This is a genomic window from Rhodoligotrophos appendicifer (assembly GCF_007474605.1).
Classification (GTDB): domain Bacteria; phylum Pseudomonadota; class Alphaproteobacteria; order Rhizobiales; family Im1; genus Rhodoligotrophos; species Rhodoligotrophos appendicifer.
In genome coordinates, this window is sequence record NZ_VHKL01000011.1 from 120,816 (window position 1) to 143,626 (window position 22,811).

Sequence of the window (22,811 nt, forward strand, 5' to 3'; positions counted from 1 at the left end):
GGCGACCGCATGCGAGGGATGGGGATTTCTACGAGGAGGCCCTGATGGCAAGCACAGACAGCCAGAAGCATCACTATACCGATGCCCGGCATCGCGGCGAGCGACGGGAAGCGATGTACATCTTCTGCCTCCTCTATCCGTTCTGCCTCGTCGCCTCGATCGGCGGCCGTCTGTTCCGACGGCGGGGACCGGCGGCCCTGCAGCCTTGGGCTGCCCGGCCGTCGATCTTCAAGGAGGCCAAGACGGCCGCAGCGAGCTGCATTCCGTTCGTGTTCTGGTGAACGGCTGAGTTTCCGAGCGGGCAACTGCGCGGAAAAGGCTGCGGCACTGCAAGACCCCGCAGCATCGACCCGCATCGTCTGATGCGGACAATGGCCGAAAGGCCGAAGGAAGGAGATAGAAATGGCTGTGAATGAAGGGTCCCTCTCGGGCCTCTCGGAAGCGGAAGCCAGGGAATTTCACTCCGTTTTCATGACTAGCTTCATTGTGTTCGTGGTGATCGCCGCGGTCGCTCACATCCTTGCCTGGATGTGGCGCCCCTGGTTGCCCGGGCCCAATGGCTATGCATCGCTGGATGATGGCGTCGCCACCGTCAGCGCTCTCATGTCCATGCTGACATAGGAGAGAACGAGATGTGGAGAATGTGGCTTCTCTTCGATCCACGCAGGACGCTGATCGCGCTGTTCACGTTCCTGTTCGTGCTGGCATTGGTGATTCACTTCATCCTGCTCAGCACCAATCGGTTCAATTGGCTGGAAGGACCCAGGGCGCCCACGCCCGCGGCCTCTCTCGTCATCGAACAACCGACACAGTTCGGCTGACCGCGGCCTCAGCCCGGACACGGTCGAGAAGACAGGTTGCGGACTGCATGGCCTGCCGCCCGCAACCCTACACCCAGGAGCGCCGCTGCGCTCCGTAATACCCAGGAGCGCAGTTGCGCTCTGTGATACCCAGGAGCGCATTGCGCTCCCTTGCAACCCTGCTAGGGGAGGTCAAGCCTTGGCGATGCTCAGTTTCGAACGCAAATACCGCGTCAGAGGCGGCACCCTAATGGGTGGAGATCTATTCGACTTCTGGGTCGGTCCCTTCTATGTCGGCTTCTTCGGGATCACGACCATCTTTTTCACCGCTCTCGGAGTGGCCCTCATCGTCTATGGGGCGGCGCTGGGACCGACCTGGAACATCTGGCAGATCAGCATCAACCCACCCGCCGAGGAATACGGCCTGGGATTTGCGCCGCTCAAGGAGGGCGGGCTCTGGCAGGTGATCACCATCTGCGCGATTGGCGCGTTCATCTCATGGGCGCTCCGGCAGGCCGAGATCGCCCGCAAGCTGGGCATGGGCATGCATATCCCCTATGCCTACGGCTTCGCGATTCTGGCGTATGTCACACTCGTGGTCGTGCGCCCGGTGCTGCTGGGCTCATGGGCCAACGGCTTTCCCTATGGCATCATCACCCATCTCGATTGGGTGTCGAACACGGGCTACCAATACGGCAATTTCCACTACAACCCGGCCCATATGGTGGCGGTCACGTTCTTCTTCACGACCTGCCTGGCGCTGGCGCTGCATGGCGGCCTGATCCTGTCGGCGACCAATCCGCCCAAGGGACTCGCGGTCAAGACGGCGGAACACGAGAACACCTATTTCCGCGACACGATCGGCTATTCGATCGGCACGCTCGGCATTCACCGCCTCGGCCTGTTCCTCGCCGTATCGGCGTCCTTCTGGAGTGCCGTCTGCATCGTCATCTCTGGCCCCCTCTGGGTGCAGGGATGGCCGGAATGGTGGGACTGGTGGCAGCGCATTCCGGTCTGGAGCTGAGCGAGGGGAGGATCACATGGCAGAATATCAAAACATCTTCACACGCGTTCAAATCCGGGGTGCGGCCGATATGGGCGTGCCGATGGAGCCGGGCATCTGGCAGCGTCAGGGCAAGCCCGCCTTCTCCTATTGGATGGGTAAGATCGGCGATGCGCAGATCGGGCCGCTCTATCTCGGCACGCTGGGGGTCGCCTCGCTGATGTGCGGCTTCGTCGCCATCGAGATCATCGGCCTCAACATGCTGGCGAAGGTCAATTGGAGCCCGCAGGAGTTCCTGCGCACCTTCTTCTGGCTGTCGCTGGATCCACCGCTTCCTGAGCACGGGCTGAAAATCATCCCGCCGCTCAAGGAGGGGGGCTGGTGGCTGATGGCCGGCTTCTTCCTGACAACGTCGATCCTGCTCTGGTGGGCGCGGATGTATCGGCGGGCACGCGCCCTGGGGATGGGGACGCATGTGCCCTGGGCCTTCGCATCCGCCATCTGGCTCTATCTGGTGCTCGGGTTCATCCGGCCGCTGCTGATGGGGTCGTGGAGCGAAGGGGTGCCGTTCGGCATCTTTCCGCATCTCGACTGGACCAACAATTTCTCGCTGAACCACGGCAATCTCTTCTACAACCCGTTCCACATGCTCTCCATCGCCTTCCTCTACGGATCGGCTGTGCTGTTCGCCATGCATGGAGCGACGATCCTGGCGGTGAGCCGACTGGGCGGGGAGCGGGAAATCGAACAGATCGTCGACAGGGGCACCGCGGCCGAACGGGCCGCGCTGTTCTGGAGATGGACCATGGGCTTCAACGCCACGATGGAATCGATCCATCGCTGGGCGTGGTGGTTTGCAATCCTGTGCCCGCTCACCGGGGGCATCGGCATCCTGCTGAGCGGGACCGTGGTCGACAACTGGTTCGAATGGGGACAGAAGCACGGCCTCGCACCGATGTGAGATCTGCAAGCGCCTTGTTCAGCCAGAGCAAAGCGCGAACTTGCCCGGCTCTTCGTCCCAATGAGCCGGGCCTTTTTTGTGGCCATGGCGTCGCACTTCCTCGATCCGAGGAGTCCGCAGGCGGCACGGAAGACGCGTGAATGCGGCCCGGCGGAACGACACCGGGGCGGTCTCACAACGGCAGGGATATCGGGGGTTCGGCGGAGGACGGGACGGGTTAGGCTGCGTCCTGCAAGGCGAGCTCGCTCCAGCGGCCGAGATAGATCTTCAGCCAGGGAGTGAAGCGTTCAGGGGCGGCTGCCACCTCGGAGCGCAAAGCCTCCTGGGTGACCCAGGCCACCTCCTGGACTTCATCGCAATTATAGGACGACACATCGAAGGGGACATCGACGTCGCCGCGGAAGACGTGGACCCGCTCGTGCTCGATGAGCCCGTTGCCCACGTCGGCGCGATATTCCACGACTGAGCGCGATTGCAAGGGAAGGCTCAGGCCCACCTCCTCCAGCAGGCGACGCGGCGCACAGTCCGACGGGCTTTCGCCCCAGTGGGGATGCGTGCAGCAGGTGTTGGCCCATAAGCCGCCGCAATGGTACTTGCCGAGCGCGCGGCGCTGGATCAGCAGCCGATCGCCGGCGAAGACGAAGACGGAGACTGCAAGGTGCTTCTGGCCCACGCGATGGGCGTCGAGCTTGCCGATGGGAAACAAGGTCCCGTCCTCGGCGATCGCGGGGATCACGGCTTCGTCGCCGGTCGCGGATCGGCGTGGTTCAGCGCTCCGGATCATGACGGTCATCGAAGGGCCCCCTTCCGGGTCAAGCGACAGCGCGGGCAATCGCGCATTGCGACCAAAGATCGGACAAGGCTCCGATGAGGTGATCGATGTCGGCATCCGTATGCAACGGAGACGGCGTGATGCGGAGCCGCTCGGTCTTCCGCGGCACAGTCGGATAATTGATCGGCTGCACATAGATGCCGTAATTGTCGAGCAGCAGATCGCTGATCCATTTGCACTTGACCGCATCGCAGACCATGACGGGCACGATGTGGCTCGGGTTCGGCATTGTCGGGATCCCCAGGCCGTCGAGCCGGGAGCGTACTTTCCTGACGCGCTCCTGGTGGCGGGCGCGCTCCAGGCCGCTCTGCTTGAGATGCATGATGGAGGCCCGGGCGCCGGCGGCCACGGCGGGCGGCAGCGCCGTGGTAAAGATGAAGCCCGAGGCGAAGCTGCGGATGAAGTCGCACATGGCGGCAGAGCCCGCGATATAACCGCCGACCACGCCGAATGCCTTGCCCAGGGTTCCCTCGATGAGGGTCAGGCGGTCCATGACGCCGTCACGCTCGGCGATGCCGCCGCCGCGCGGGCCATAGAGGCCGACCGCGTGAACCTCGTCGAGATAGGTCATGGCGCCGTGCTTGTCGGCGACGTCGCAGATCGCCTTGATGGGCGCGATGTCGCCATCCATGGAATAGACCGATTCGAAGGCGACCAGCTTGGGGACGTCGGCGTCGTATTCGGAGAGGATCCGGTCCAGATCGGCCGGATCATTGTGCTTCCAGAGCCGCTTCTCGGCGCGAGAATGGCGGATGCCTTCGATCATGGAGGCGTGGTTGCCCTCGTCGGAGAAGATCACGCAGCCGGGGATATTCGCGCCAAGGGTCGACAGAGCCGCCCAGTTGGAGACATAGCCCGAGGTGAACAGCAACGCGGCCTCCTTGCGATGAAGGTCGGCCAGCTCGCGTTCCAGGAGGACATGGTCGTGGGTGGTGCCGGAAATGTTACGGGTGCCGCCGGCGCCGGCGCCGCAGCGATCGAGCGCTTCGTGCATGGCCGCGATGACTTTCGGGTGCTGTCCCATGCCGAGATAATCGTTCGAGCACCAGACCGTGACATCACTCGTGGATCCGCCCAGATGACGCCTGGCGCGCGGAAACGACCCGGCCTGACGCTCCAGCTCGGCGAATACGCGGTAGCGTCCTTCCTTGTGAAGGCCGTCCAACCGGCTGGAGAAGAAAGCTTCGAAATCCATTTTTTTCAACTCCCTGGACAACCGGCAAAGCGGCTGGTTCACGTTTGCCCTGTTGAGCGGCGGTGTTCAATGCATAGATCTCAAACTGGTAATCGCCGCGGTGGAACGGTCTTCAGAGCGGGCATGTCAGAATGGCCCGCCCGCATCGGGTCGTGCTTGGGCGTCGTCTCCCGCGACTTCATGCTCCAGTTCCACATGGTCTCCGCCGGAATCGGCAGAACGAGGAACCAGTGCTCGAGGATCGCCAGCGCCATCATGGTGGCCAAAAACGTAAAGCCTGCCGTTTCGAAGGCCGTTTCCGCGAGGACCGCCTCGGTGGCGAGCACCGAACAGATCACCGTGGAAATCGAAACGGAGAATGGGAAGAGCAGATTCATGGGCTTATTGTTCAGGAAGCTCTTCAGATAGGCAAGATGCTCGGGGAGAAACTGAGCATTCAGGTTGCGAACGCCGAGGAAGACATTCAGCCGCGCGCTTTCGTGCATCCACCACAGGATCACGAAAGTCCAGACGCCGATCTGGTTTGCGCCGCCCTGGGTGAGCGCCAGGATGACGACAAAAGAGACGATGATGGCCAGCTCGTGCCACAGGCTGGCCATGAGGGCATGGCCGAAATGGGCCCATCCCTTGCAGCCGTCCCGGCAGGCATGTTTGCGGGGACCCGTCACATAGCCCATGTAGAAGCTGATCTCATGCCAGCCCCAGGCGAGGAGCGCCGAGGCAAAGGCGATGTAGGCGCCGTTGACCGTGGTGTCATCCGCGCTCACCCAAAGCCCGTAGAGCGCCGCGGCGAACAGCGCCGTCGCGCCCATCATGCTCCATTTGAACGTCCTGGTGGGCAGCCCATCGAGATAGATGATGGCACCGGTCGAGAACCACCAGACAAACAGCGCGAACAGGATGGGGCAGAGGTAGGCGGTCATCGACTGGGTCCCCCCCCTTGCTACCAGACCGGCTCCATCCGGCTCGTTACGGGCAACTGGTTTCCCTTGGCGGGAAGGATGAACAGGCCGGCGAAGATCCTGAATGCCGAGGCTCCCAGGGCCAAGCGCCTGGCGCGAGCGATGAGGCCGGTGTCCTTGGCAATGGCAGCGGCCTTCTCATTGATCACGCGCAGCTTCTCCAGGCCCCTGCGGAACTTCGGATTGTCGATGTCGAGGACCAAGGGAAAGACCTGGCGGGAGATTTCGTTGGTGAGATGAAAGACCCGGTAGTCGTAGTCGGTGGGGTCGATGCCGAGCGCCTTGTGGAACTCCGGGCGGGCATGGTCGCGGACATACATGGTGGCATAGACCGCAAGCAGGAAGAAGCGCACCCAGAGCTTGTTCAAACCCTGCAAATATTCGGGGTTCGCCCGCATCAGCAGAGCGAAGGCCTCGCCATGACGAAACTCGTCATTGCACCATTCCTGGAACCACTTGAAAATCGGATGGAAGCGGTTTTCCGGGTGCCGCTCCAAATGGCGGAAGATGGTGATGTAGCGGGCATAGCCGATCTTCTCGGAGAGGTAGGTCGCGTAGAAGATGAATTTCGGCCGGAAGTAGGTGTATTTCTTGGCCTTCGTCAGGAAGCTCAGATTGACGCCGATCCCGAACTCCTTGAGGGCGTCGTTGATGAAGCCGGCATGGCGGGCCTCGTCGCGGCTCATATAGGAGAACAGCCGGACGATCTCCGGATTGGTCCCGCGCTTCTTCATCTCCTTGTAGAGCACGCAGCCGGAGAATTCGGCCGTCAGGGAGGAGACCATGAAGTCGGTGAACTCGTTGCGGAGACCCTCCGGGAGAGCGTCGAAGTCGATATGATCCCAGTTCTCGTTGCGCTTGAAGTGGCCCTTGTTCGGGTCGCTCTCCATCTCGGCCAGCAGCGCGTCCCATTCCGTACGCACGCTGGAGACGTCCATGCGGTCGAGAGCGGCGAAATCGGTGGTGTAGAAGCGTGGTGACAGAAGCGTGCTTTCGCGGGCCATGCCGTCCGTGTCGGTCGCCCTCAGTGACATTTTCTCGATGGTCATAGCTTTTCTCCCGAGGAGAAGCTGAACTCCAGAAGTTCCATGAATTCCAAATCGCCCGTCATCTTGACCCAAAGGCGCTCGGGCGAGCTCGCCTTGGTGACCGTCGCCACCCGGTGGAGGATGCAGCGCTCGCCATAGGGCACGACGATCTCGCCACCCTGGACGTGGACCTCGTCGCCGGGCTCGACGGTGACGTCACCCTCCAGCTGGACGTGGGCGTGAAGGCTCTCCCAGGTGTTCTCGATCTCGATCGTGCACGGCACCTGCAGCACGGTCTTTGCCAGTCTCAGGCCCTGCATCATTGCGTCATCCTCCCATGGTCGAGCAGCTCTGCGAAAACGCGTTCGTTGGATGGACCGAAGGCATTCAGCAGCATGCGGCGTCCAGTCAGCCTGTCGGTCAGAATGAGGTCGCCATCCTTCAGGCGCAGAAGGGTGAAGGGCTCCTCGGCGGTCATGCCGCGCTGCTTCCGGGCGCTGGCGAAACTCCGCATGGTCACCCGGATGAATCCGCCGACGCCCGGGCCGAGACGCTCGATCTCGGCACCGGTCAGGGCATCGGACGCGATCACGGTTCCGTCGGAGAGATCCGTGAAGTGAAGCTCGACCTGGCGGGTCACAGCGGCCGGATCGATCACCAGCTCGCGCGGTCCCTGGCGGCCGAACAGGACGAGGCCGATGGCGATGACGATGAGACCTCCACAGGCCATGATCGCCTTTCGCTGGGGGTCCCTGTTTTTCGGGCTGTCGCTCATGTCGGTCACTCCCCTAGGCCGCGACAGCGCCGGCCGGCGCGTTATCAGGACCGGCCTGACCGGTCAGCCCGGTGCGGAGGGGTGTCCGCAGGCGAGCGCCACCGGCGTCGGCCTCCAAAGCGGAGGTGACCAGAGAGGCCACGGTTTCGGCCTGCCTGATACAGCGCAAGGCGGGCTGCGGGTTGGTCAGCGTCCATGGGCGCACATTCGGCCAGACCACGAGATAGGCGATCCGATTGGGCTTCGTGACCTGCATGGCGACGGTGCCGATGTCACCACCCTGCCTGGCCAGGGAGGCCGAATCGATGAGCGCCAGCGGCAGGTTCAAAGTCACCGGCAGGGCCAAGCCGGAGCGCATGACGACGCGCTTGGTGGTCAGGGTATAGATCGTGCCGCGGGCGTAGAAAAAGGCCAGCAGACACAGGATGCCGATGGCGGCCGCGCCGATCCCGGCGAGGATGCCGGAGGTCGCGAGAAGGCCCGCAACGGTCGCGCCGTCATTCCACTCCCGGGCGCATTGCCAGATCAGGATAATGCCGAAATATGCGGCGATCTTGCGGATATGAAAGACCGACACGGCCAGGGCGAACCAATCCGGCGAGCCTTGCCAGAGCATTCTTTCGCCCTCGGGAAGCTTTTCGGGCAGTCCCGGAAGGGGCTCGAAGGCGAAGTCATCATGATTTTCCATCACACGAGCGGCTCCGACCGCATAGGCGTTGCATAGAGATGGCCGCCGGCGAAATAGGCGCAGATCTTGTCCTCCTCCAAGAAGGTCACGGAGTCGGGAGATGCGAGGCGCGGCACCTGGGCAAACTGGGACGACAGGATCGATTTGACCGAGACGCGGAGGTAATCGATCTTGGACAGGTTCATGGGCAGGAGCAGGGTCGGACCTCCGTCGAGGGGCTCGACCTCGAGGTAACGGATCACGTGCTCGGCGCGGTCGATCCAGAGATCCGTGACCGTCCCGGCAGGCTTGTGATCGGCGCCGAAGACCTTGAGGCCCCGGGGATCGGGATCACCGGTTGCCACGACATAATGAGGATCAATGCGGGTCGGCACGATCTTGTTCTTGCCGTCCCATGTCTGGTCGGGCCGGTCGGCGCGTTCGGCCCAGGCCGCGGGTCCGACACCATCCACCATGGCATTGCCGGTGGGGACGAGAGGAGCGCCCGGCCAATTGCCGGCGCGGCGGGCCGCAACGGGCCGTTCATCCCGACGGAAGTTCGGTGCCGTCACCGAGCGGCCATCGCGGGTGAGAAACGTCTTCGGCTTCGGGAGCAGCAGGAAGCCGCGGTCCTTGACCCTGCCGGTGGGGTCCGACTCCAGCGGATAGCCCTCGCGCCGGTCCTCCTTTCGCAGCCAGAAGACCAGGCCGAAAAAGAACGCCCAGAACACGTAAAGCGTCACTTGCGCCACATCGAGGTAGCTCGTGATTTCGCCGTTCTCCATCTCCGCCTCCCTAGTACGGTTCAGCCCGGAAACTCTGCCAAACCGAATTGTCTATTGCCGTCGGACGGCTCCGCCTGCGCATAGCGAACGAGCGGCCCGACAGCGACCAGTGTTGCAAACAGCAAAACGATTTCAATGTGATAGACCACGCCGTAGGACGCGCTGCGATCCGCAAAGGCGGGGCCCAGGACGTTGCGGTCAGCCATGGCCTGGACCAGATCGCGGATGGCGCCACCGGCCGCGACGGCGAGCCCCATGGCTGTCGCCTGCACCGCGCCCCAGGCTCCCAAGGCGATGCCGCTGTCGCTCTTGCGTGCGAGATCCATGGCGGCGGTGAGCATGCCGACGCCGAACAGGCCGCCGCCAAAGCCGATCATCACCGTGCCGGCGCGAAAGATCGCGACGGAGTCCAGGGGGGCGGAGAGGATGACGCAGGCGAAGGCCGGCAGTCCGGCCAGCGCCCCGAAGGCCGCCAGCCGACAGGGATCGAAGCCCGCGCTCAGTGCCCGGGCCGCCAGTGCCAGGCCGGCGATGGTACCACCCGCCAGGAGGGCGGTCAGCATGGTTGTGGCGCCCACGCCCAAATTGAGAACCTGGCCGCCATAGGGCTCGAGCAGGACGTCCTGCATGGAGAAGGCGGCCGTTCCCAGTGCTACGGTGACGAGCAGGCGCTTGGCCCGCGACGAGGCGGCAAAGACGGACCAGGCGCCGCGGAAGGAAGCGCGCTCCCGGTTGGGATCGGTGCGGGAAGGATTGCGGCCCTCCTGTTTCCACAGCGCGATCATGTTCAGGACCACCGTGATGGTGGCGGCGCCCTGGACCACCTGGATCAGCCTGAGATGGCTGAAATCGGCCAGCAAAGCGGAGAAGAGCAGGGCCGAGACCAGCATGCCGACGAGCAGCATGACATAGAGCATGGCGACGACGCGGGGGCGGGTCTCCTCCGGTGCCAGATCGCAGGCGAGGGCGAGGCCCGCCGTCTGCGTGATGTGCACACCGGCACCGACCAGGAGGAAAGCCAGGGCGGCGCCGATTTCGCCGGCATAGGGCGTCGATGCCTCGCCCTGGCCGGTCAGGACCAGGAGCGCGAAGGGCATGATGGCGAAGCCGCCGAACTGCAGCATGGTGCCCATCCAGATGAAGGGCACGCGACGCCATCCGAGGAAGGAGCGATAGGTGTCGGAGCGGTGACCGATGAGGGCGCGGATGGGCGCAAAGACGATGGGCAGCGCCACCATGAAGGCGACAACAGAGGCCGGAACGCCCAGCTCGACAATCATCACGCGGTTCAAGGTGCCGGTCAGCAGGACCATGGCCATGCCGACGGAGACCTGGAACAGCGAGAGGCGGATCAACCGGCCCAGAGGCAGGCCGTCGCTCGCGGCATCGGCGAAGGGCAGGAAGCGGGTCCCGACCTTGATCCAGGCTCTGGCCAGTCGCTTGCCGCCGATCATCATGACCTGGCGACCTCCATCATCTGGGACTTGTAAAAGCCGTGATTGACGCGTTCTGTCCGCCCGGTGCGCCAGGCCGACAGTTCGGGCATGGCGGCAATCCGGCGCGCCATGTCCTCGGGACGGACAGGCACGATGGAGGGCGCGCGATCGGCCCGGGGAAACAACCTGCCCATGGCGTGCATGGTGGCCAGAGCGGGGGTGCGGGGGGCGAAGGTGAAGACGATCAGCCGTTTCGTGCGCGCCGCCAGGGCGGCCACGGCCGCGGCTGCATCGGCCTCCTGGTAATGGATGAGGGAGTCCATGGCCACCACGGCGTCGAATGTGCCCAGCGAGGGGCTCAGCATGTCGCCGGAGTGAAACTCGATGCGGCCCGGGCCATGATCCGCCGGCAGGGTCTCCCGGGCAAAGCGGATGATCTCGGGCGCGAGATCGATGCCGACCACATCGGCTCCGCGGCGAGACAGTTCGAGGGCCATGGCACCGGTGCCGCAGCCGGCATCCAGCACACGCCAGGCGGAGAGATCGAGGGGCAGAGAGCGCAACATGGACGCGCGCATCATGGCGCGGCCCTCACGCACGGTGGCCCGAATGCGGCCCAAGGGAGCCTCGGTCGCAAAGCGCTTCCAAGCCTCGACCGCGGTCCGGTCGAAATAGGTCTGGATCTCCCCGCGGCGCCGATCGTAGCTGGCATCGAGCATCAGTCGAACCCCAGAAAATCAAAAATCTCGCGGTCCTTCATGGGCTTGGCGAGAAGTTCATCGGTCCCCGCCCAGAGGGTCTCGGCGAGCTGCATGTATTCGGCGATGACCTCGATCACCTCGGGCGAGCGCTCCATCTCGAATAATGTCGATTTCTTCAGCCGGCTGCGGCGGACCGCATCGAGATCGCGGATATGGGCGAGCCGCTTCAGGCCGATCGCCGCGTTGTAGCGGTCGATCTGATCGGTCTCGCGGCTGCGGTTGGCGATCACGCCGCCGAGGCGGACATTGTAGTTCTTGGCCTTGGCCTGGATCGCGGCGACGATGCGGTTCATGGCGAAGATCGAGTCGAAGTCGTTGGCTGCCACGATCACGGCACGCTCGGCATGCTGAAGGGGTGAGGCGAAGCCGCCGCAGACGACGTCGCCGAGCACGTCGAAGATCACCACGTCGGTGTCTTCCAGCAGATGATGCTCCTTCAGCAGCTTGACTGTCTGGCCGACAACATAGCCACCGCAGCCGGTGCCCGCAGGAGGCCCGCCGGCCTCGACGCAGCGCACGCCGTTATAGCCCTCGAAGACGAAATCCTCGGCGCGCAGCTCCTCGGTGTGAAAGTCGACGCCCTCGAGGATGTCGATGACCGTGGGGATCAGGGACTTGGTCAGGGTGAAGGTCGAATCATGCTTGGGATCGCAGCCGATCTGCAGGACGCGCTTGCCCAGCTTCGAGAAAGCGACCGAGAGGTTGGAGGAGGTGGTCGACTTGCCGATGCCGCCCTTGCCATAGACGGCGAAGACCTTCGCGGTGCCGATCTCCACCGCGGGGTCGAGGAGGACCTGGACGCTGCCCTCGCCATCCAGCTTCTTGGCCCGGAGGGCCTCGTCGCGGGCGACTCTGGGGTGGGTGAAGATGTTCATGCTGCGACCTCCATACCGATGCCTTCGACGCGGTCTTCGAGCTCTTCCCCGGCGAGGCGCAGGGCGTCGAGCATTTCCGGATCCGGGGTCCAATACTGGCGCTCATGCGCTTCGATCAGCCGGTTGGCCATCTTGGCGGAGGCCGTCGGGTTCAAGGCCGACAGCCGCTCGCGCATGGCGGGATCGAGGACGAATGTCTGGGTGAGCTGCTGATAGACCCAGGGGGCCACCTCGCCGGTCGTGGCCGACCAGCCCATGGTGTTGCGGACATGCTCCTCGATCTGGCGCACGCCCTCATAGCCGTGGCTCAGCATGCCCTCATACCATTTCGGATTGAGCATCCGGGTCCGGGTCTCGATCGCCACCTGTTCGGAGAGCGACCTGACGACGCCCTCGCCGCGGGTCTGGTCGCCGATATAGACGGGGGCCGCCGTGCCGCCCTTGGCGCGGCGCACGGCGCGGCTGATGCCGCCCAGCGTGTCGAAATAATGGTCTATGGTGGTCACGCCGAGCTCGACGGAGTCGAGGTTCTGATAGGCGAGGTCGACGCCGGCGAGCACGGAGTGAAGCAGCGCAGTCTGCTGCTCGGCCAAGCCCTTGCGGCCATAGGCGAAGCTCTTGCGGCGCGCATAGGTCTCGGCAAGCTCGTCCTCATCGTCCCAGCCGCTGTTCTCGATCAGGTGGTTCACATTGGAGCCATAGGCGCCCTCGGCATTGCCGAAGACCCTGAGGGCGGCCGTCTCCAGGTCGCAGCCAGTGTCGGCCTGATGCTTCAAGACGTGCTTGCGGATGAAATTGCGGTCGACCGGCTCGTCGGCCGCCGCGGCCATGTAGGTCGCCTCGGCCAGGAGCTTGACCTGAAGGGGAAGCAGGTCCCGGAAGATGCCCGACAGGGTCGCGACCACGTCGATGCGGGGACGGCCAAGGACCTCGAGGGAAGTCAAGGTCGCGCCGGCGATGCGGCCATAGCTGTCGAAGCGGGGCTGGGCGCCGATCAGCGCCAGAGCCTGGGCGATGGGACCGCCCTCGTTCTTCAAATTGTCGGTGCCCCACAACACGATGGCGACGGTCTCGGGCAGGGGGGCGCCATCGGCCATATGCCGCTCAAGGATCCGCTGGGCCTGGCGGGCGCCATCGGCCATGGCGAAGGCGCTGGGAATGCGGAACGGGTCGAAGCCGTGCAGATTGCGCCCGGTCGGCAGGATCGCCGGGGTGCGCAGGACATCGCCGCCGGGAGCCGGGCGGATGAAACGGCCGTCCAGGGCCCGCAGGATGGCTGCAATCTCGTGGTCGTCGGCCATGAGGCGGTCGGCCTCGGAGAGCGTGTGCAACGCTTCGATCATGGCGGGGTCGGGCGTCAGTCCGGCCGCGGCCATGGCGGCTTGGGGCGTCGCGCCGTCGACAATGGCCTCGGCGACGCCGCGATCGAGCCGTGTCCCGTGGCTGGCCTCGGCGACTGCCAGCAGCATGTCGATCCGCTCCTGCCGCGAGGGCGGGGTGCCGACCACATGAAGACCATGGGGGATCAGGGTGTATTCGAGCTCCAGGATCTCGCGGCCGAGCGCCTGGATGCGCGCGTCGATGGCCTCGCTCCAGGCCGGTTCGGCCGGGGTCAGATCGACGGAGGCGGCCTGGGCCTGGATAAGGGTGGCGATCTCGGCCCGTTCGGAGGCTGCATCGGGAGCCAGTTCGCGCCAGCGGGCGATGGTGGCCTTCAGATCGAGGAGGCCGCGGTAAAGGCCGGCATGGGCAATGGGCGGGGTGAGATAGCTGATGAGGGTCGCGGCCGACCGTCGCTTGGCGATGGCGCCCTCGGACGGATTGTTCGCGGCGTAGAGATACAGGTTCGGAAGGTCGCCGATGAGCCGATCGGGCCAATCCCGGGCCGACAGGCCGGATTGCTTTCCGGGCATGAATTCGAGGGATCCATGAGTGCCGAAATGCAGCACCGCCTCGGCGCCGAAATCTTCGCTGATATAGCGGTAGAAGGCGGAGAAGGCGTGGGTCGGCGCGAAGCCCTTCTCAAACAGAAGGCGCATGGGATCGCCTTCATAGCCGAAGGCGGGCTGGATGCCGACGAAGACGTTCCCGAACTGGGCGCCGAGGACGAAGATCGAGGTGCCGTCGCTCTGCTGCCGGCCGGGGGCGGGCCCCCACTGCGCCTCGATCTCGTAGAGCCAGCGCTCGCGGCGCATATGGGTTTCGGCCGAGATGCGCGCATGCACATTGGCATGGGTGCCGAAGCGCTCGCGATTGCCGTCGATCAGGGCCTGGCGCAGGTCGTGGACGGTGGCGGGAACCTCGACGTCGTAGCCCTCGCTTTGCATCGCGACGAGGGTCGCATGAAGGGAGGCGAAGACCGAAAGATAGGCCGCCGTCCCCGTGTTCCCGGCATTCGGAGGAAAGTTGAACAGCACGATGGCGACTTTGCGCTTGGCGCGCTCTGTGGTGCGCAGGCGCACGAGCTTCTCGACGCGGGAGGCCAGCATCTCGGCGCGCTCGACACAGGCATGCATGTCGCGGTCGTTCTGTCCGGCCGAGAAGGTACAGCCACGGTGGCACCCGGTGCAGGGCTTGCCGGCATGATCGGAGCGGCCGCCGAACAGGATCGGTCCGGTGGCGCCGTCGAGTTCCGGGATGGCGACCATGATGGTGGATTCCACCGGCAGCAGGCCGCGATCGGAGGCCCCCCACTGCTCCAGCGTCTGCAACTCGGCGGGATGGCCGGCGATGTAGGGCACGTCGAGGCTGGCCAGGATCTCCTCGGCGCCGCGGGCGTCATTGTAAGCGGGTCCGCCGACCAGGGAGAAGCCGGTGAGCGAGACCAGGGCGTCGACGGTGGGGCGGCCATCCTTGAGGAAGAACTTCTCAATGGCAGGACGGGCATCGAGGCCGCAGGAGAAGGCGGGGACCACGTTCAGGCCGCGGGCCTCGAGCGTCGAAATCACGCCATCATAATGGGCGGCGTTTCCGGCCAGCATGTAGGAGCGCAGGCCGAGAATGCCCACCGTGCCCTTGCGGCCGTCGCGGGGGAGGGCGTCGGCGCGGTCGGAGATGCGGCCCTTCATGCGCGGATGATAGACGCCGATCTCGGGGTAGGCGACGGGAGCGGCGACTTTGAGGACACCACGCAGACCCTTGCGCTCGCCGTCGGCGAAGCGGTCGATCAGCGCACGGATCATGTTGGCGATGTTCTCGTCCGATCCGGCCAGCCAATATTGGAGGGTCAGGAAATACGCCCGCACGTCCTGGGCCGTGCCGGGGATGAAACGCAGGATGCTGGGCAGCCGCTTCAGCATCTTCATCTGGCGCGCGCCGGCGCTGGCCTTGCGATCCTTGCCGCTGCCCTTGAGCCGCTTGAGGAAGGACAATGCCCCGCCCTGAGGGGAATCCATGCGGAAGCGGCCGATCCGGGTCAGCTTCATCACCACGGAGTCGGACAGGATGCTGACGATGGCGTCGCAATGGGGCGCGCGGGCCGCGAGGTCCGGCATGATCTCGGTGAAATGGCTCTCCAGGAACAGCATGGCGCAGATAATGATGTCGGCGCTGGCTATGTCGCGCCGGCAGGCGGCAAGCTTGGCTTCGTCGCCGGCCCATTCGGTGGCCGCGTGAAGGGTGATGGACAGCCCCGGCAGCTCACGCATGAGCGTGGCGCGCGCCCGCTGAGTCGCACTCGCGAGATGGGTGTCCATCGTCACGATGATCACGCGAATCGGTGTCGCGTCAGCGGCTGTAGTGAGCCTTGGCATCGTACAGATCCTCGACGGTGATGATGCTGAGCCCTTGCTCAAGTGCGTATTTCTCGGTGTTGCGCCGCGCCTTGCCGCGGACAAAGAACGGGATCTTCTTCAATTCGCGCTCGGCCTCATCGGCCCAGGGGGGCTCGATCGTCACGCTCGGGGAGGCAGGGAGCGTCGTGGCCTGCTGCAGGACGGGCTCCCGCTCGACCGGCGGCGAGACCGGCGCGAGATGGGAGGGGGCCGCACCATCGTTGAACTCGAAATCATCGCGGAACATGCCAAGCAGATGTTCCTCGAGGCCCATCATGAGGGGATGGACCCAGCTGTCGAAGATCACGTTAGTGCCCTCGTAGCCCATCTGGGGCGAGTAGCGAGCCGGGAAATCCTGGACATGGACGGGCGAGGAAATCACCGCGCAGGGAATGCGCAGGCGCTTGGCCACGTGCCGTTCCATCTGGGTTCCGAGCACCAGCTCGGGCTGGGCGGCGATGATCGCCTCCTCGACCTCGAGATGGTCGTCGGTGATCAGGGGCTCGACGCCGCATTCTGCAGCGGCGCTGCGGAGCTCCCGGGCGAATTCGCGCGAGTAAGTCCCGAGACCGCACACCGTGAAGCCGAGCTCCTTGGCGGCGATGCGGGCGGCGGCGATGGCGTGGGTCGCGTCGCCGAAGATGAAGACCCGCTTGCCGGTGAGGTAGGTCGAATCGATGGAGCGCGAATACCAGGGCAGCCGAGAGCCGGCTCCGGGTCGGTCTTGGGGCGCCAGTCCCGCGTGGGTGGCGACAGCGGCGATGAAGGTTTCCGTGGCGCCGACGCCGATGGGAGTGATGGTCACCGAGGGCTGGCCGTGGTTGCGGGCAAGCCAGTCCGCAGCGACGCCGGCGATCTCCGGATAGAGGACGATATTGAAGGCCGCCTCCGGCAGCAGCGCCAGATCGGCGATGTCGGCCCCCAGCGGGGCCACCACGTTCACGGCGATCCCTAAGCTCTCGACCAGGCGGGTGATCTCGACGATGTCGTCGCGGTGGCGAAAGCCCAGCGCGGTGGGGCCGAGGATATTGCAGATGCGGCCGGGGGCCCGCGTCTCAGCACGTGCGGCGGGCGCTGGCGCGAAGGTGCGCACGAGGCGGTAGAAGGTCTCGGAGGCGCCCCAGTTCTCCTTCTTCTGATAGGAGGGAAGTTCGAGCGGGATCACCGGAATGTCGAGATCGAGCGCCTTGGCGAGGCCACCCGGATTGTCCTGAATCAGCTCGGCGGTGCAGGAGGCGCCAACGAGGACCGCATCGGGCCGGAACCGCTCGACGGCCTCGCGGCATGCGGTCTTGAAGATCTCGGCGGTATCGGATCCAAGGTCGCGGGCCTGGAAGGTGGTGTAGGTCACGGGAGGGCGCGTGTCGCGCCGCTCGATCATGGTGAAGAGCAGATCGGCATAGGTATCGCCCTGGGGCGCATGCAGGACATAATGCACGCCGCGCATGGAGGCCGCGATGCGCATGGCTCCGACATGGGGCGGTCCTTCGTAGGTCCAGACGGTGAGCTGCATCAGACCCTCACCCTCAGTTTCTCGCGGCGCGCAAAGGGGCGGACAAAAAGCTCGGCGAGGTCGCCCGCCTGCTCGTAGCCCTGGACGGGCGTGAACACGAGCTCGATCGACCATTTGGTCGCCATGCCCTCGGCCTCCAGCGGATTTGCCAATCCCATGCCGCAGACGACGAGATCGGGCCTGGCGGCGCGGCAGCGATCGAGCTGCCGGTCGACGTCCTGGCCCTCGCTGACGAAGACATCGGGGGGGAGGAGCGCGAATTCGTCCGCCACATGATGGCGGTGGAGGAAGGGCGTGCCGATCTCGAGGATCTCGCAGCCGGCCTCGCGATAGAGGAACCGCGCCATGGATGGCTCCAGCTGGCTGTCGGGAAAGAAGAAGATCCGTTTGCCATCAAGGACGGAGCGGTGCTTCTCGACCGCCATCCGCGCCCGCGTCCGGCCGGGTCCGGTGATAGCGGCGAACCGCTCGGGATCGACGCCGAACTCTGTCGCAGCCGCGAGGAGCCACGCCGTCGTGCCTTCCTCGCCGAGCGGGAAGGGGGCGGCAAGATGCCTGGCGCCCCGCCTCTCCATCGCCTTGGTGGCCTCGCCGAGAAAGGGCTGCGCCAGGAGCAGGCGCGTCTGCGGGCCGATATGGGGGAGGGCCGCCGAATTGCGCGGCGGGAGAAACGTCACAGGCCCGATGCCGAGCGCATCGAAGATCCGGCGAAACTGATCCTCGACGACGTCTGCAAGCGCACCGGCGACGATCAGGGATTTCGCCGCCCCGGCCGGTTCGCTTGGAAGCTCATGGACCAGCGCGGCAAGGAAATTGTCCTCGCCCTGGGTGAAGGTGGTCTCGATGCCACTGCCCGAGTAATGCAGGAAGCGCACGGCGGGACCATGAATGCCGCCCAGCCGGTCGGCGGCCTTCGCCAAATCGAGCTTGATGACCTCCGAGGGGCAGGAGCCGACGAGAACCAGCAGACGAATCTCCGGGCGACGCGCCAGGAGCTTGTCGACGACCTTGTCGAGCTCTTCATGGATGTCGGCCAGCCCCGCCAGATCGCGCTCGTCGATGATGGCGGTGGCGAAGCGGGGCTCAGCAAAGATCATGACGCCGGCCGCCGACTGCATGAGATGGGCGCAGGTGCGCGAGCCGACCACCAGGAAGAAGGCGTCCTGCATCTTGCGGTGCAGCCACATGATGGATGTCAGGCCGCAAAAGACCTCATGCTGACCGCGCTCGCGGAGCGGCTTGGCGGCGCTGCCCAAGGGCGGCAGAGACACGGGCGCGTTCATCGGCCGCTGCCCAGAGGCCGGGCTCCCGAAAACTCGGTCCTGCCAAGGCGGGCGGCGCGAAGCTTCAGGATGAATTGCCCCGCGTTGATCACGTAAGTGACATAGGCGGCGAGGGCCAAAACCATGAGCGACCGATGGTCGAGCAGTCCCTCCAGAAGGCAGATCAGATAGGCCGTGTGCAGGGCGAGCACCAGCATGCTGACCATGTCTTCCCAGTAGAAGGGCTCAGCGAACAGCCACTTGCCGAAGACGTCCTTCTCCCAGATCGAACCGGTGATCATGATGGTATAGAGGACCAGGGTCTTGACGATGATCGAGAGGTTCGCGAGCCACAGACCGTCGCCGGTCCAGAGGTAGCGGAAGATCAGAGCCAGACTGACCAGGAAGACGAGGAACTGAAGCGGCGCCAGGATGCCCTGGACCAGGGTCCAGTGAGACGCATCGCGGCGAATCCGCTGGTCTCTGGTATAGAGAGGCTTCGGGCCGCCATCATTGGCTCGCTCACCGGATTTCATCGATACCCCTTAACGTGACAGTCCGCTGATTGCCGGACCAACTGTACGCCATCAATTCGGAGTGTCAATCTGGAGTTACGTAAAAAATATTTTACAGATTTTTTGTTGACGGTTACATTTCCCGCTGGAAACGGCGCCCGTCCGCGAGTACGGTTTTTTCGCTAGGGATGGGGCCGGGTGTGGGGATGCACCGCTTGCCACAGGCTCGAGGGAGCACGGCAAGAGGGGGCGCGACAGGCAAGATCGCGGCATCTCCGTTCTGGCAAAACGCGCGGGATCGCCAATCATGGGACACGGCCGCAGCTGCTTTTCGGAACAGTCAGATCATCCATATTCCGGCTCCGGCGGGCCGGAGATGGCGCAGCGATTCGATCAAGCGGAGCAGGCGCTGCACGGCAGCAAACCGCCCCCCAAGGTGACCGAAGCCATCGTCTCCGGCGTGCTTCCCGACATCACCGACCTCTGGGTGGCCGAGAGCTTTGTGCGAAAGCGGCTGCTTGCCCAGACCAGGACCGCGGCGGAGCGCCACCGAGTCGACCGGTTCGTGGAGGCGCTGTTCGAAGGTGAGGTCGAGGAGTGCGAGTGCATCGTCGATTCGGCCATGGACGAGGTCGGAGACCCGCAGAGGGTGGTCGAGGTGCTCTTCGAGCCCACCGCGCAGATCATCGATCACGCCTGGCGCAACGACGAGAGGGATTTCCTGAAGATCACGGCGGCGATGTACCGAATGCAGAGGGTGTTCCGGCGGCTGACGTCGCTGCACCCGCCTGCCGCCGATATCGAGCCCGTGCGCTGCGCCCTGCTGGCGCCGGCCCCGGGCGAACAGCACATGTTCGGGCTCTCCGTGGTCGATGACGCCTTTCGACGGGCTGGTTGGGATGTGGATTGCTGCGGATGCGAGGAAGAGGCGGCCATGTTCAGCCTCGCCGCGGCGAATGAGTACCGGGTGATCGGGCTCTCGATCAGCACGGACCGGGTGGCGCCCGACATCTCCTCCATCGTCGGCAGGCTCCGATGCACTTCGCGCAACAAGTCGGTCGTGCTCATGGCGGGGGGAAGCTGGGTCATCGGAAGCCCACAATCGGCCATCGATGCCGGCTTCGATCTGGTCGCGGCGGATGCGATCTCGGCGGTGAAGACCGCGCGCCGGATCGTGAGCGCACGGGCCCGCATCGACTTCCCATCGATGGCGGCCGAATAGCATGAGGGTGTCAACAGAGGCCTATGGAAAAACTCACTTCCGTTGAGGCGGCTCGCACATTGCAAAACCCGGGGGAGCTCTTCTCCGGGCTCGACGCCGATGCGTTTGCCAGAATCACGACCGCCACTTCGGATGTCGCCGTCGTGCTGTCGCCCGACGGACTGGTCCTCGACATCGCGTATCGCGACCGGAGCCTGAAGGCCTGGGACCTCGAGGAGTGGGTCGGACGCTCCTGGAGCGAAACCGTCACCACTGAGAGCCGGGACAAAATCGACAATCTGCTGCTGGAGGCGGAGGTCCGGTCGCTGACCCGGTCGCGGCAGGTCAACCATCCCGCGAAAGGCCGGCACGACCTTCCCGTGGGTTACCTCGTCGTGTCGTTCTTCGAGTCTCCCTATCGAATCGCGCTGGGGACGGACCTGCGCGTCATGGCGCAGATGCAGCAGCGACTGGTGCGCGCGCAGATCGACATGGAGAAGGATTACCGGAAGCTGCGGGACATCGAGCAGCGCTATCGGATCCTGTTCCACATCGCCGCCGAGCCGCTGTTCGTGGTGGATGCGCAGACACTGAAGATCCTCGACGCCAATGAGGGGCTCGCCCGGCTCCTGAACAAGCCCATCAAGAAGCTGCTCGGGCTGCCCGCCGCCTTCGTCTTCGCCAAAGGCGACCAGACGCTGGCGGTGGAGAGATTGTCGGCGATGACCGGCCGGTCCAGTTCCGAGGTGTTCCACGCGTATCCCGCCTCCGAGACCGACTCGATGGTGGTCACCGTGACCCCGTTCCGGGAGACGGGACGGACCAATCTCCTGGTGTCGCTCACCACCGACGAGGGCATCCCGGCGGAGGGGGCCGCCTCCAAGGCGAATATTGCCGAGGTCGTCGAGAACCTGCCGCTGGGCGTGGTGATCATCGATTCGAGCGGCATCATCATCGAGGCGAACCCGGCCTTTCTCGACCTGATCCGGGTGGTGACGCTGGATCTGATCGAGGACCGGGGCTTGGACAAATGGCTGGGCGGATCGAGCGTCGACCTGCAGGTCCTCATGGCCAATCTGCGCGAGCATGGCGCGGTGCGCCGATTTTCATCGGTCATCCGCAACGAGGGGGGCGGCACGGAATCCGTTGAGATCTCCGCGGTGCGCGTGGCGGGCCGGGACGGCGTCGTCTTCGGGCTGGTGATCCGGGAGATGCCGCCGCAGAGCACCCAGCCGCCGGAACTGGGGGGCGAGCCGGGGGGATCGACGAAGCTCACCGACCTGGTGGGCCGGGTGCCCCTGAAGGACCTGGTCCGGGACACTGCGGAGATCATCGAAAAGCTCTGTATCGAGACTGCGCTCAGCCTGACCGACGACAATCGGGCCTCCGCCGCCGACATGCTCGGCCTGAGCCGCCAGAGCCTGTACAACAAGCTCAAACGATATGGCATCCTGCAAATGGACGATGCCGGCGAGTAAGTTCACAGCATCGCGAACTCCTCCGCAGAAGTGTCAATTGAAGTTGACGATCTGGACTGTAAATATTAGCGTTTATGCATGACCGATCCTGTCGCCGTACAGCGCCGCATCACGGTTCCCAGCCTCGCTGCGACGCTCGAGCTGCTGAAGCCGCTGACATGGTTCGCGCCCATGTGGGCCTTTGGTTGCGGTGTCGTCTCGTCGGGAATTTCCGTCACCGACCGGTGGCCCTATGTGGTGGGCGGCATCCTGCTGGCCGGGCCGCTGGTGTGCGGCACGAGCCAAGCGGTCAATGACTGGTATGACCGGGACGTCGACGCGATCAACGAGCCGCACCGGGTCATCCCCTCAGGCCGCATGCCGGGGCGATGGGGCTTCCATGTGGCGGTCGCCAACACGATCCTGTCGCTGTTCGTCGCCTATTGGCTGGGGCCGTGGGTGTTCGGCGCGGCGATCATCGGGCTGGCGCTGGCCTGGGCCTATAGCGCGCCGCCGCTCCGGCTGAAGCGCAGCGGCTGGTATGGGCCGGGCGCGGTGGGGCTGTGCTACGAGGGCCTGCCCTGGTTCACCGCGGCGGCAGCGGCCTCGGGCGGATTTCCCGGCACCGCCGTGGTCTGGGTGGCCCTGCTCTACAGCATCGGCGCCCATGGGATCATGACCCTCAACGATTTCAAATCCGTGGAGGGCGACCGGCAGATGGGACTGGCGAGCCTGCCGGCAGTGCTCGGCGTCGACCGGGCGGCCCGGCTCGCCTGCATCATCATGGCCGTGCCCCAACTGGCGGTCATCGCGCTGCTGGTCGGCTGGGGCTATCCGCTGCACGCTCTGATCGTCGCCGTCCTGGTCGCCGGGCAGATCGGGTGCATGGCGCGCATGTTGCGGGATCCGCTGCGGTTTGCGTCCTGGTACAATGCCACGGGGACGACGATGTATGTGTCCGGCATGCTGGCCTGCGCCTTCGCCATCCGCTCGCTGCAGGGAGGCTAGAG

General features: G+C 64.9%; 23 protein-coding genes. 8 read left to right on the forward strand and 15 right to left on the reverse strand.

What is annotated here, in order from left to right; genetic code table 11:
* Nucleotides 1-44: 44 nt before the first annotated feature.
* The 5 genes from FKM97_RS22430 (at nucleotide 45) to pufM (ending at nucleotide 2,764) form a co-directional block, all read left to right on the forward strand.
* Entirely contained in the window at nucleotides 45-281 is a 237-nt protein-coding gene (locus FKM97_RS22430; RefSeq protein ID WP_144294686.1) for a hypothetical protein, read from the forward strand.
* A gap of 121 nt (nucleotides 282-402) precedes the next feature.
* The gene (pufB, locus tag FKM97_RS22435) at nucleotides 403-621 is read left to right on the forward strand and encodes a light-harvesting antenna LH1, beta subunit (RefSeq protein ID WP_144294687.1); all 219 of its coding nucleotides are present in this window, start codon (nucleotides 403-405) and stop codon (nucleotides 619-621) included.
* Between the two features lie 11 nt (nucleotides 622-632).
* Complete coding sequence (gene pufA / locus FKM97_RS22440; RefSeq protein WP_144294688.1) at nucleotides 633-821, forward strand: light-harvesting antenna LH1, alpha subunit; 189 nt, start codon at nucleotides 633-635, stop codon at nucleotides 819-821.
* Between the two features lie 178 nt (nucleotides 822-999).
* Nucleotides 1,000-1,824, forward strand: coding sequence for a photosynthetic reaction center subunit L (gene pufL, locus FKM97_RS22445; RefSeq protein ID WP_144294689.1), 825 nt, complete (start codon nucleotides 1,000-1,002; stop codon nucleotides 1,822-1,824).
* 16 nt (nucleotides 1,825-1,840) lie between these two features.
* Nucleotides 1,841-2,764: a photosynthetic reaction center subunit M gene (pufM, locus tag FKM97_RS22450; RefSeq protein ID WP_144294690.1), complete on the forward strand. Its 924-nt coding sequence runs from the start codon at nucleotides 1,841-1,843 to the stop codon at nucleotides 2,762-2,764.
* A 217-nt stretch (nucleotides 2,765-2,981) separates the two neighbouring features.
* Here pufM and FKM97_RS22455 read toward each other — a convergent pair whose 3' ends face one another.
* The 15 genes from FKM97_RS22455 to bchF all read right to left on the reverse strand — a co-directional run bounded on the left by FKM97_RS22455 (nucleotide 2,982) and on the right by bchF (nucleotide 19,164).
* A complete protein-coding gene (locus FKM97_RS22455; protein ID WP_246105220.1) occupies nucleotides 2,982-3,557 on the reverse strand; it encodes an isopentenyl-diphosphate Delta-isomerase in 576 nt (191 codons plus the stop codon).
* Between the two features lie 19 nt (nucleotides 3,558-3,576).
* Nucleotides 3,577-4,791 carry a 5-aminolevulinate synthase gene (gene hemA / locus FKM97_RS22460; RefSeq protein WP_144294691.1) on the reverse strand — a complete coding sequence of 405 codons (1,215 nt, stop codon included), beginning with the start codon at nucleotides 4,789-4,791 and terminating at the stop codon, nucleotides 3,577-3,579.
* An 80-nt stretch (nucleotides 4,792-4,871) separates the two neighbouring features.
* Nucleotides 4,872-5,714: a putative photosynthetic complex assembly protein PuhE gene (gene puhE, locus FKM97_RS22465; protein WP_144294692.1), complete on the reverse strand. Its 843-nt coding sequence runs from the start codon at nucleotides 5,712-5,714 to the stop codon at nucleotides 4,872-4,874.
* 20 nt (nucleotides 5,715-5,734) lie between these two features.
* The gene (acsF, locus tag FKM97_RS22470) at nucleotides 5,735-6,802 is read right to left on the reverse strand and encodes a magnesium-protoporphyrin IX monomethyl ester (oxidative) cyclase (protein ID WP_144294693.1); all 1,068 of its coding nucleotides are present in this window, start codon (nucleotides 6,800-6,802) and stop codon (nucleotides 5,735-5,737) included.
* Nucleotides 6,799-7,104, reverse strand: a complete 306-nt coding sequence (locus tag FKM97_RS22475) for a hypothetical protein (RefSeq protein WP_246105221.1) — start codon at nucleotides 7,102-7,104, stop codon at nucleotides 6,799-6,801. Before FKM97_RS22475 ends, acsF begins: the two co-directional genes overlap by 4 nt.
* Nucleotides 7,101-7,556, reverse strand: coding sequence for a photosynthetic complex assembly protein PuhC (gene puhC / locus FKM97_RS22480; RefSeq protein ID WP_144294694.1), 456 nt, complete (start codon nucleotides 7,554-7,556; stop codon nucleotides 7,101-7,103). Before puhC ends, FKM97_RS22475 begins: the two co-directional genes overlap by 4 nt.
* 13 nt (nucleotides 7,557-7,569) lie before the next feature.
* Nucleotides 7,570-8,244 carry a photosynthetic complex putative assembly protein PuhB gene (puhB, locus tag FKM97_RS22485; RefSeq protein ID WP_144294695.1) on the reverse strand — a complete coding sequence of 225 codons (675 nt, stop codon included), beginning with the start codon at nucleotides 8,242-8,244 and terminating at the stop codon, nucleotides 7,570-7,572.
* The gene (puhA, locus tag FKM97_RS22490; protein ID WP_144294696.1) at nucleotides 8,244-9,008 is read right to left on the reverse strand and encodes a photosynthetic reaction center subunit H; all 765 of its coding nucleotides are present in this window, start codon (nucleotides 9,006-9,008) and stop codon (nucleotides 8,244-8,246) included. The genes puhB and puhA overlap by 1 nt, the downstream gene beginning before the upstream one ends.
* Before the next feature lie 20 nt (nucleotides 9,009-9,028).
* Entirely contained in the window at nucleotides 9,029-10,465 is a 1,437-nt protein-coding gene (locus FKM97_RS22495) for a BCD family MFS transporter (protein ID WP_144294697.1), read from the reverse strand.
* Nucleotides 10,462-11,163, reverse strand: coding sequence for a magnesium protoporphyrin IX methyltransferase (gene bchM, locus FKM97_RS22500; protein ID WP_144294698.1), 702 nt, complete (start codon nucleotides 11,161-11,163; stop codon nucleotides 10,462-10,464). Before bchM ends, FKM97_RS22495 begins: the two co-directional genes overlap by 4 nt.
* Complete coding sequence (bchL, locus tag FKM97_RS22505; protein ID WP_144294699.1) at nucleotides 11,163-12,080, reverse strand: ferredoxin:protochlorophyllide reductase (ATP-dependent) iron-sulfur ATP-binding protein; 918 nt, start codon at nucleotides 12,078-12,080, stop codon at nucleotides 11,163-11,165. Before bchL ends, bchM begins: the two co-directional genes overlap by 1 nt.
* Entirely contained in the window at nucleotides 12,077-15,832 is a 3,756-nt protein-coding gene (locus FKM97_RS22510; RefSeq protein WP_144294700.1) for a magnesium chelatase subunit H, read from the reverse strand. The genes bchL and FKM97_RS22510 overlap by 4 nt, the downstream gene beginning before the upstream one ends.
* Nucleotides 15,807-17,366: a ferredoxin:protochlorophyllide reductase (ATP-dependent) subunit B gene (gene bchB, locus FKM97_RS22515; protein WP_144294701.1), complete on the reverse strand. Its 1,560-nt coding sequence runs from the start codon at nucleotides 17,364-17,366 to the stop codon at nucleotides 15,807-15,809. Before bchB ends, FKM97_RS22510 begins: the two co-directional genes overlap by 26 nt.
* Entirely contained in the window at nucleotides 17,366-18,649 is a 1,284-nt protein-coding gene (locus tag FKM97_RS22520) for a ferredoxin:protochlorophyllide reductase (ATP-dependent) subunit N (protein ID WP_144294702.1), read from the reverse strand. Before FKM97_RS22520 ends, bchB begins: the two co-directional genes overlap by 1 nt.
* Entirely contained in the window at nucleotides 18,646-19,164 is a 519-nt protein-coding gene (gene bchF, locus FKM97_RS22525) for a 2-vinyl bacteriochlorophyllide hydratase (protein ID WP_144294703.1), read from the reverse strand. The genes FKM97_RS22520 and bchF overlap by 4 nt, the downstream gene beginning before the upstream one ends.
* A 355-nt stretch (nucleotides 19,165-19,519) precedes the next feature.
* On the opposite strand from bchF, the gene FKM97_RS22530 reads away from it, so the two are divergent.
* From FKM97_RS22530 to chlG, 3 genes are all read left to right on the forward strand, one after another.
* Nucleotides 19,520-20,365: a cobalamin B12-binding domain-containing protein gene (locus FKM97_RS22530; protein WP_170241077.1), complete on the forward strand. Its 846-nt coding sequence runs from the start codon at nucleotides 19,520-19,522 to the stop codon at nucleotides 20,363-20,365.
* Nucleotides 20,366-20,388: 23 nt separating this feature from the next.
* Nucleotides 20,389-21,822, forward strand: a complete 1,434-nt coding sequence (gene ppsR / locus FKM97_RS22535; RefSeq protein ID WP_144294705.1) for a transcriptional regulator PpsR — start codon at nucleotides 20,389-20,391, stop codon at nucleotides 21,820-21,822.
* 78 nt (nucleotides 21,823-21,900) lie between these two features.
* The gene (chlG, locus tag FKM97_RS22540; protein WP_144294706.1) at nucleotides 21,901-22,809 is read left to right on the forward strand and encodes a chlorophyll synthase ChlG; all 909 of its coding nucleotides are present in this window, start codon (nucleotides 21,901-21,903) and stop codon (nucleotides 22,807-22,809) included.
* Nucleotides 22,810-22,811: the final 2 nt, after the last annotated feature.

Excerpts from the sequence above, each read along its gene's own strand:
- puhB (WP_144294695.1), bottom strand. The coding sequence starts at position 8,244 with ATGGAAAATCATGATGACTTCGCCTTCGAGCCCCTTCCGGGACTGCCC.
- pufB (WP_144294687.1), top strand. The coding sequence starts at position 403 with ATGGCTGTGAATGAAGGGTCCCTCTCGGGCCTCTCGGAAGCGGAAGCC.
- FKM97_RS22520 (WP_144294702.1), bottom strand. The coding sequence starts at position 18,649 with ATGAACGCGCCCGTGTCTCTGCCGCCCTTGGGCAGCGCCGCCAAGCCG.
- FKM97_RS22510 (WP_144294700.1), bottom strand. The coding sequence starts at position 15,832 with ATGCCAAGGCTCACTACAGCCGCTGACGCGACACCGATTCGCGTGATC.
- bchL (WP_144294699.1), bottom strand. The coding sequence starts at position 12,080 with ATGAACATCTTCACCCACCCCAGAGTCGCCCGCGACGAGGCCCTCCGG.
- hemA (WP_144294691.1), bottom strand. The coding sequence starts at position 4,791 with ATGGATTTCGAAGCTTTCTTCTCCAGCCGGTTGGACGGCCTTCACAAG.
- pufM (WP_144294690.1), top strand. The coding sequence starts at position 1,841 with ATGGCAGAATATCAAAACATCTTCACACGCGTTCAAATCCGGGGTGCG.
- puhC (WP_144294694.1), bottom strand. The coding sequence starts at position 7,556 with ATGAGCGACAGCCCGAAAAACAGGGACCCCCAGCGAAAGGCGATCATG.
- FKM97_RS22475 (WP_246105221.1), bottom strand. The coding sequence starts at position 7,104 with ATGATGCAGGGCCTGAGACTGGCAAAGACCGTGCTGCAGGTGCCGTGC.
- bchB (WP_144294701.1), bottom strand. The coding sequence starts at position 17,366 with ATGCAGCTCACCGTCTGGACCTACGAAGGACCGCCCCATGTCGGAGCC.
- chlG (WP_144294706.1), top strand. The coding sequence starts at position 21,901 with ATGACCGATCCTGTCGCCGTACAGCGCCGCATCACGGTTCCCAGCCTC.
- pufA (WP_144294688.1), top strand. The coding sequence starts at position 633 with ATGTGGAGAATGTGGCTTCTCTTCGATCCACGCAGGACGCTGATCGCG.
- FKM97_RS22530 (WP_170241077.1), top strand. The coding sequence starts at position 19,520 with ATGGCGCAGCGATTCGATCAAGCGGAGCAGGCGCTGCACGGCAGCAAA.
- acsF (WP_144294693.1), bottom strand. The coding sequence starts at position 6,802 with ATGACCATCGAGAAAATGTCACTGAGGGCGACCGACACGGACGGCATG.
- puhE (WP_144294692.1), bottom strand. The coding sequence starts at position 5,714 with ATGACCGCCTACCTCTGCCCCATCCTGTTCGCGCTGTTTGTCTGGTGG.
- FKM97_RS22455 (WP_246105220.1), bottom strand. The coding sequence starts at position 3,557 with ATGACCGTCATGATCCGGAGCGCTGAACCACGCCGATCCGCGACCGGC.
- puhA (WP_144294696.1), bottom strand. The coding sequence starts at position 9,008 with ATGGAGAACGGCGAAATCACGAGCTACCTCGATGTGGCGCAAGTGACG.
- FKM97_RS22495 (WP_144294697.1), bottom strand. The coding sequence starts at position 10,465 with ATGATGATCGGCGGCAAGCGACTGGCCAGAGCCTGGATCAAGGTCGGG.
- bchF (WP_144294703.1), bottom strand. The coding sequence starts at position 19,164 with ATGAAATCCGGTGAGCGAGCCAATGATGGCGGCCCGAAGCCTCTCTAT.
- ppsR (WP_144294705.1), top strand. The coding sequence starts at position 20,389 with ATGGAAAAACTCACTTCCGTTGAGGCGGCTCGCACATTGCAAAACCCG.
- FKM97_RS22430 (WP_144294686.1), top strand. The coding sequence starts at position 45 with ATGGCAAGCACAGACAGCCAGAAGCATCACTATACCGATGCCCGGCAT.
- bchM (WP_144294698.1), bottom strand. The coding sequence starts at position 11,163 with ATGCTCGATGCCAGCTACGATCGGCGCCGCGGGGAGATCCAGACCTAT.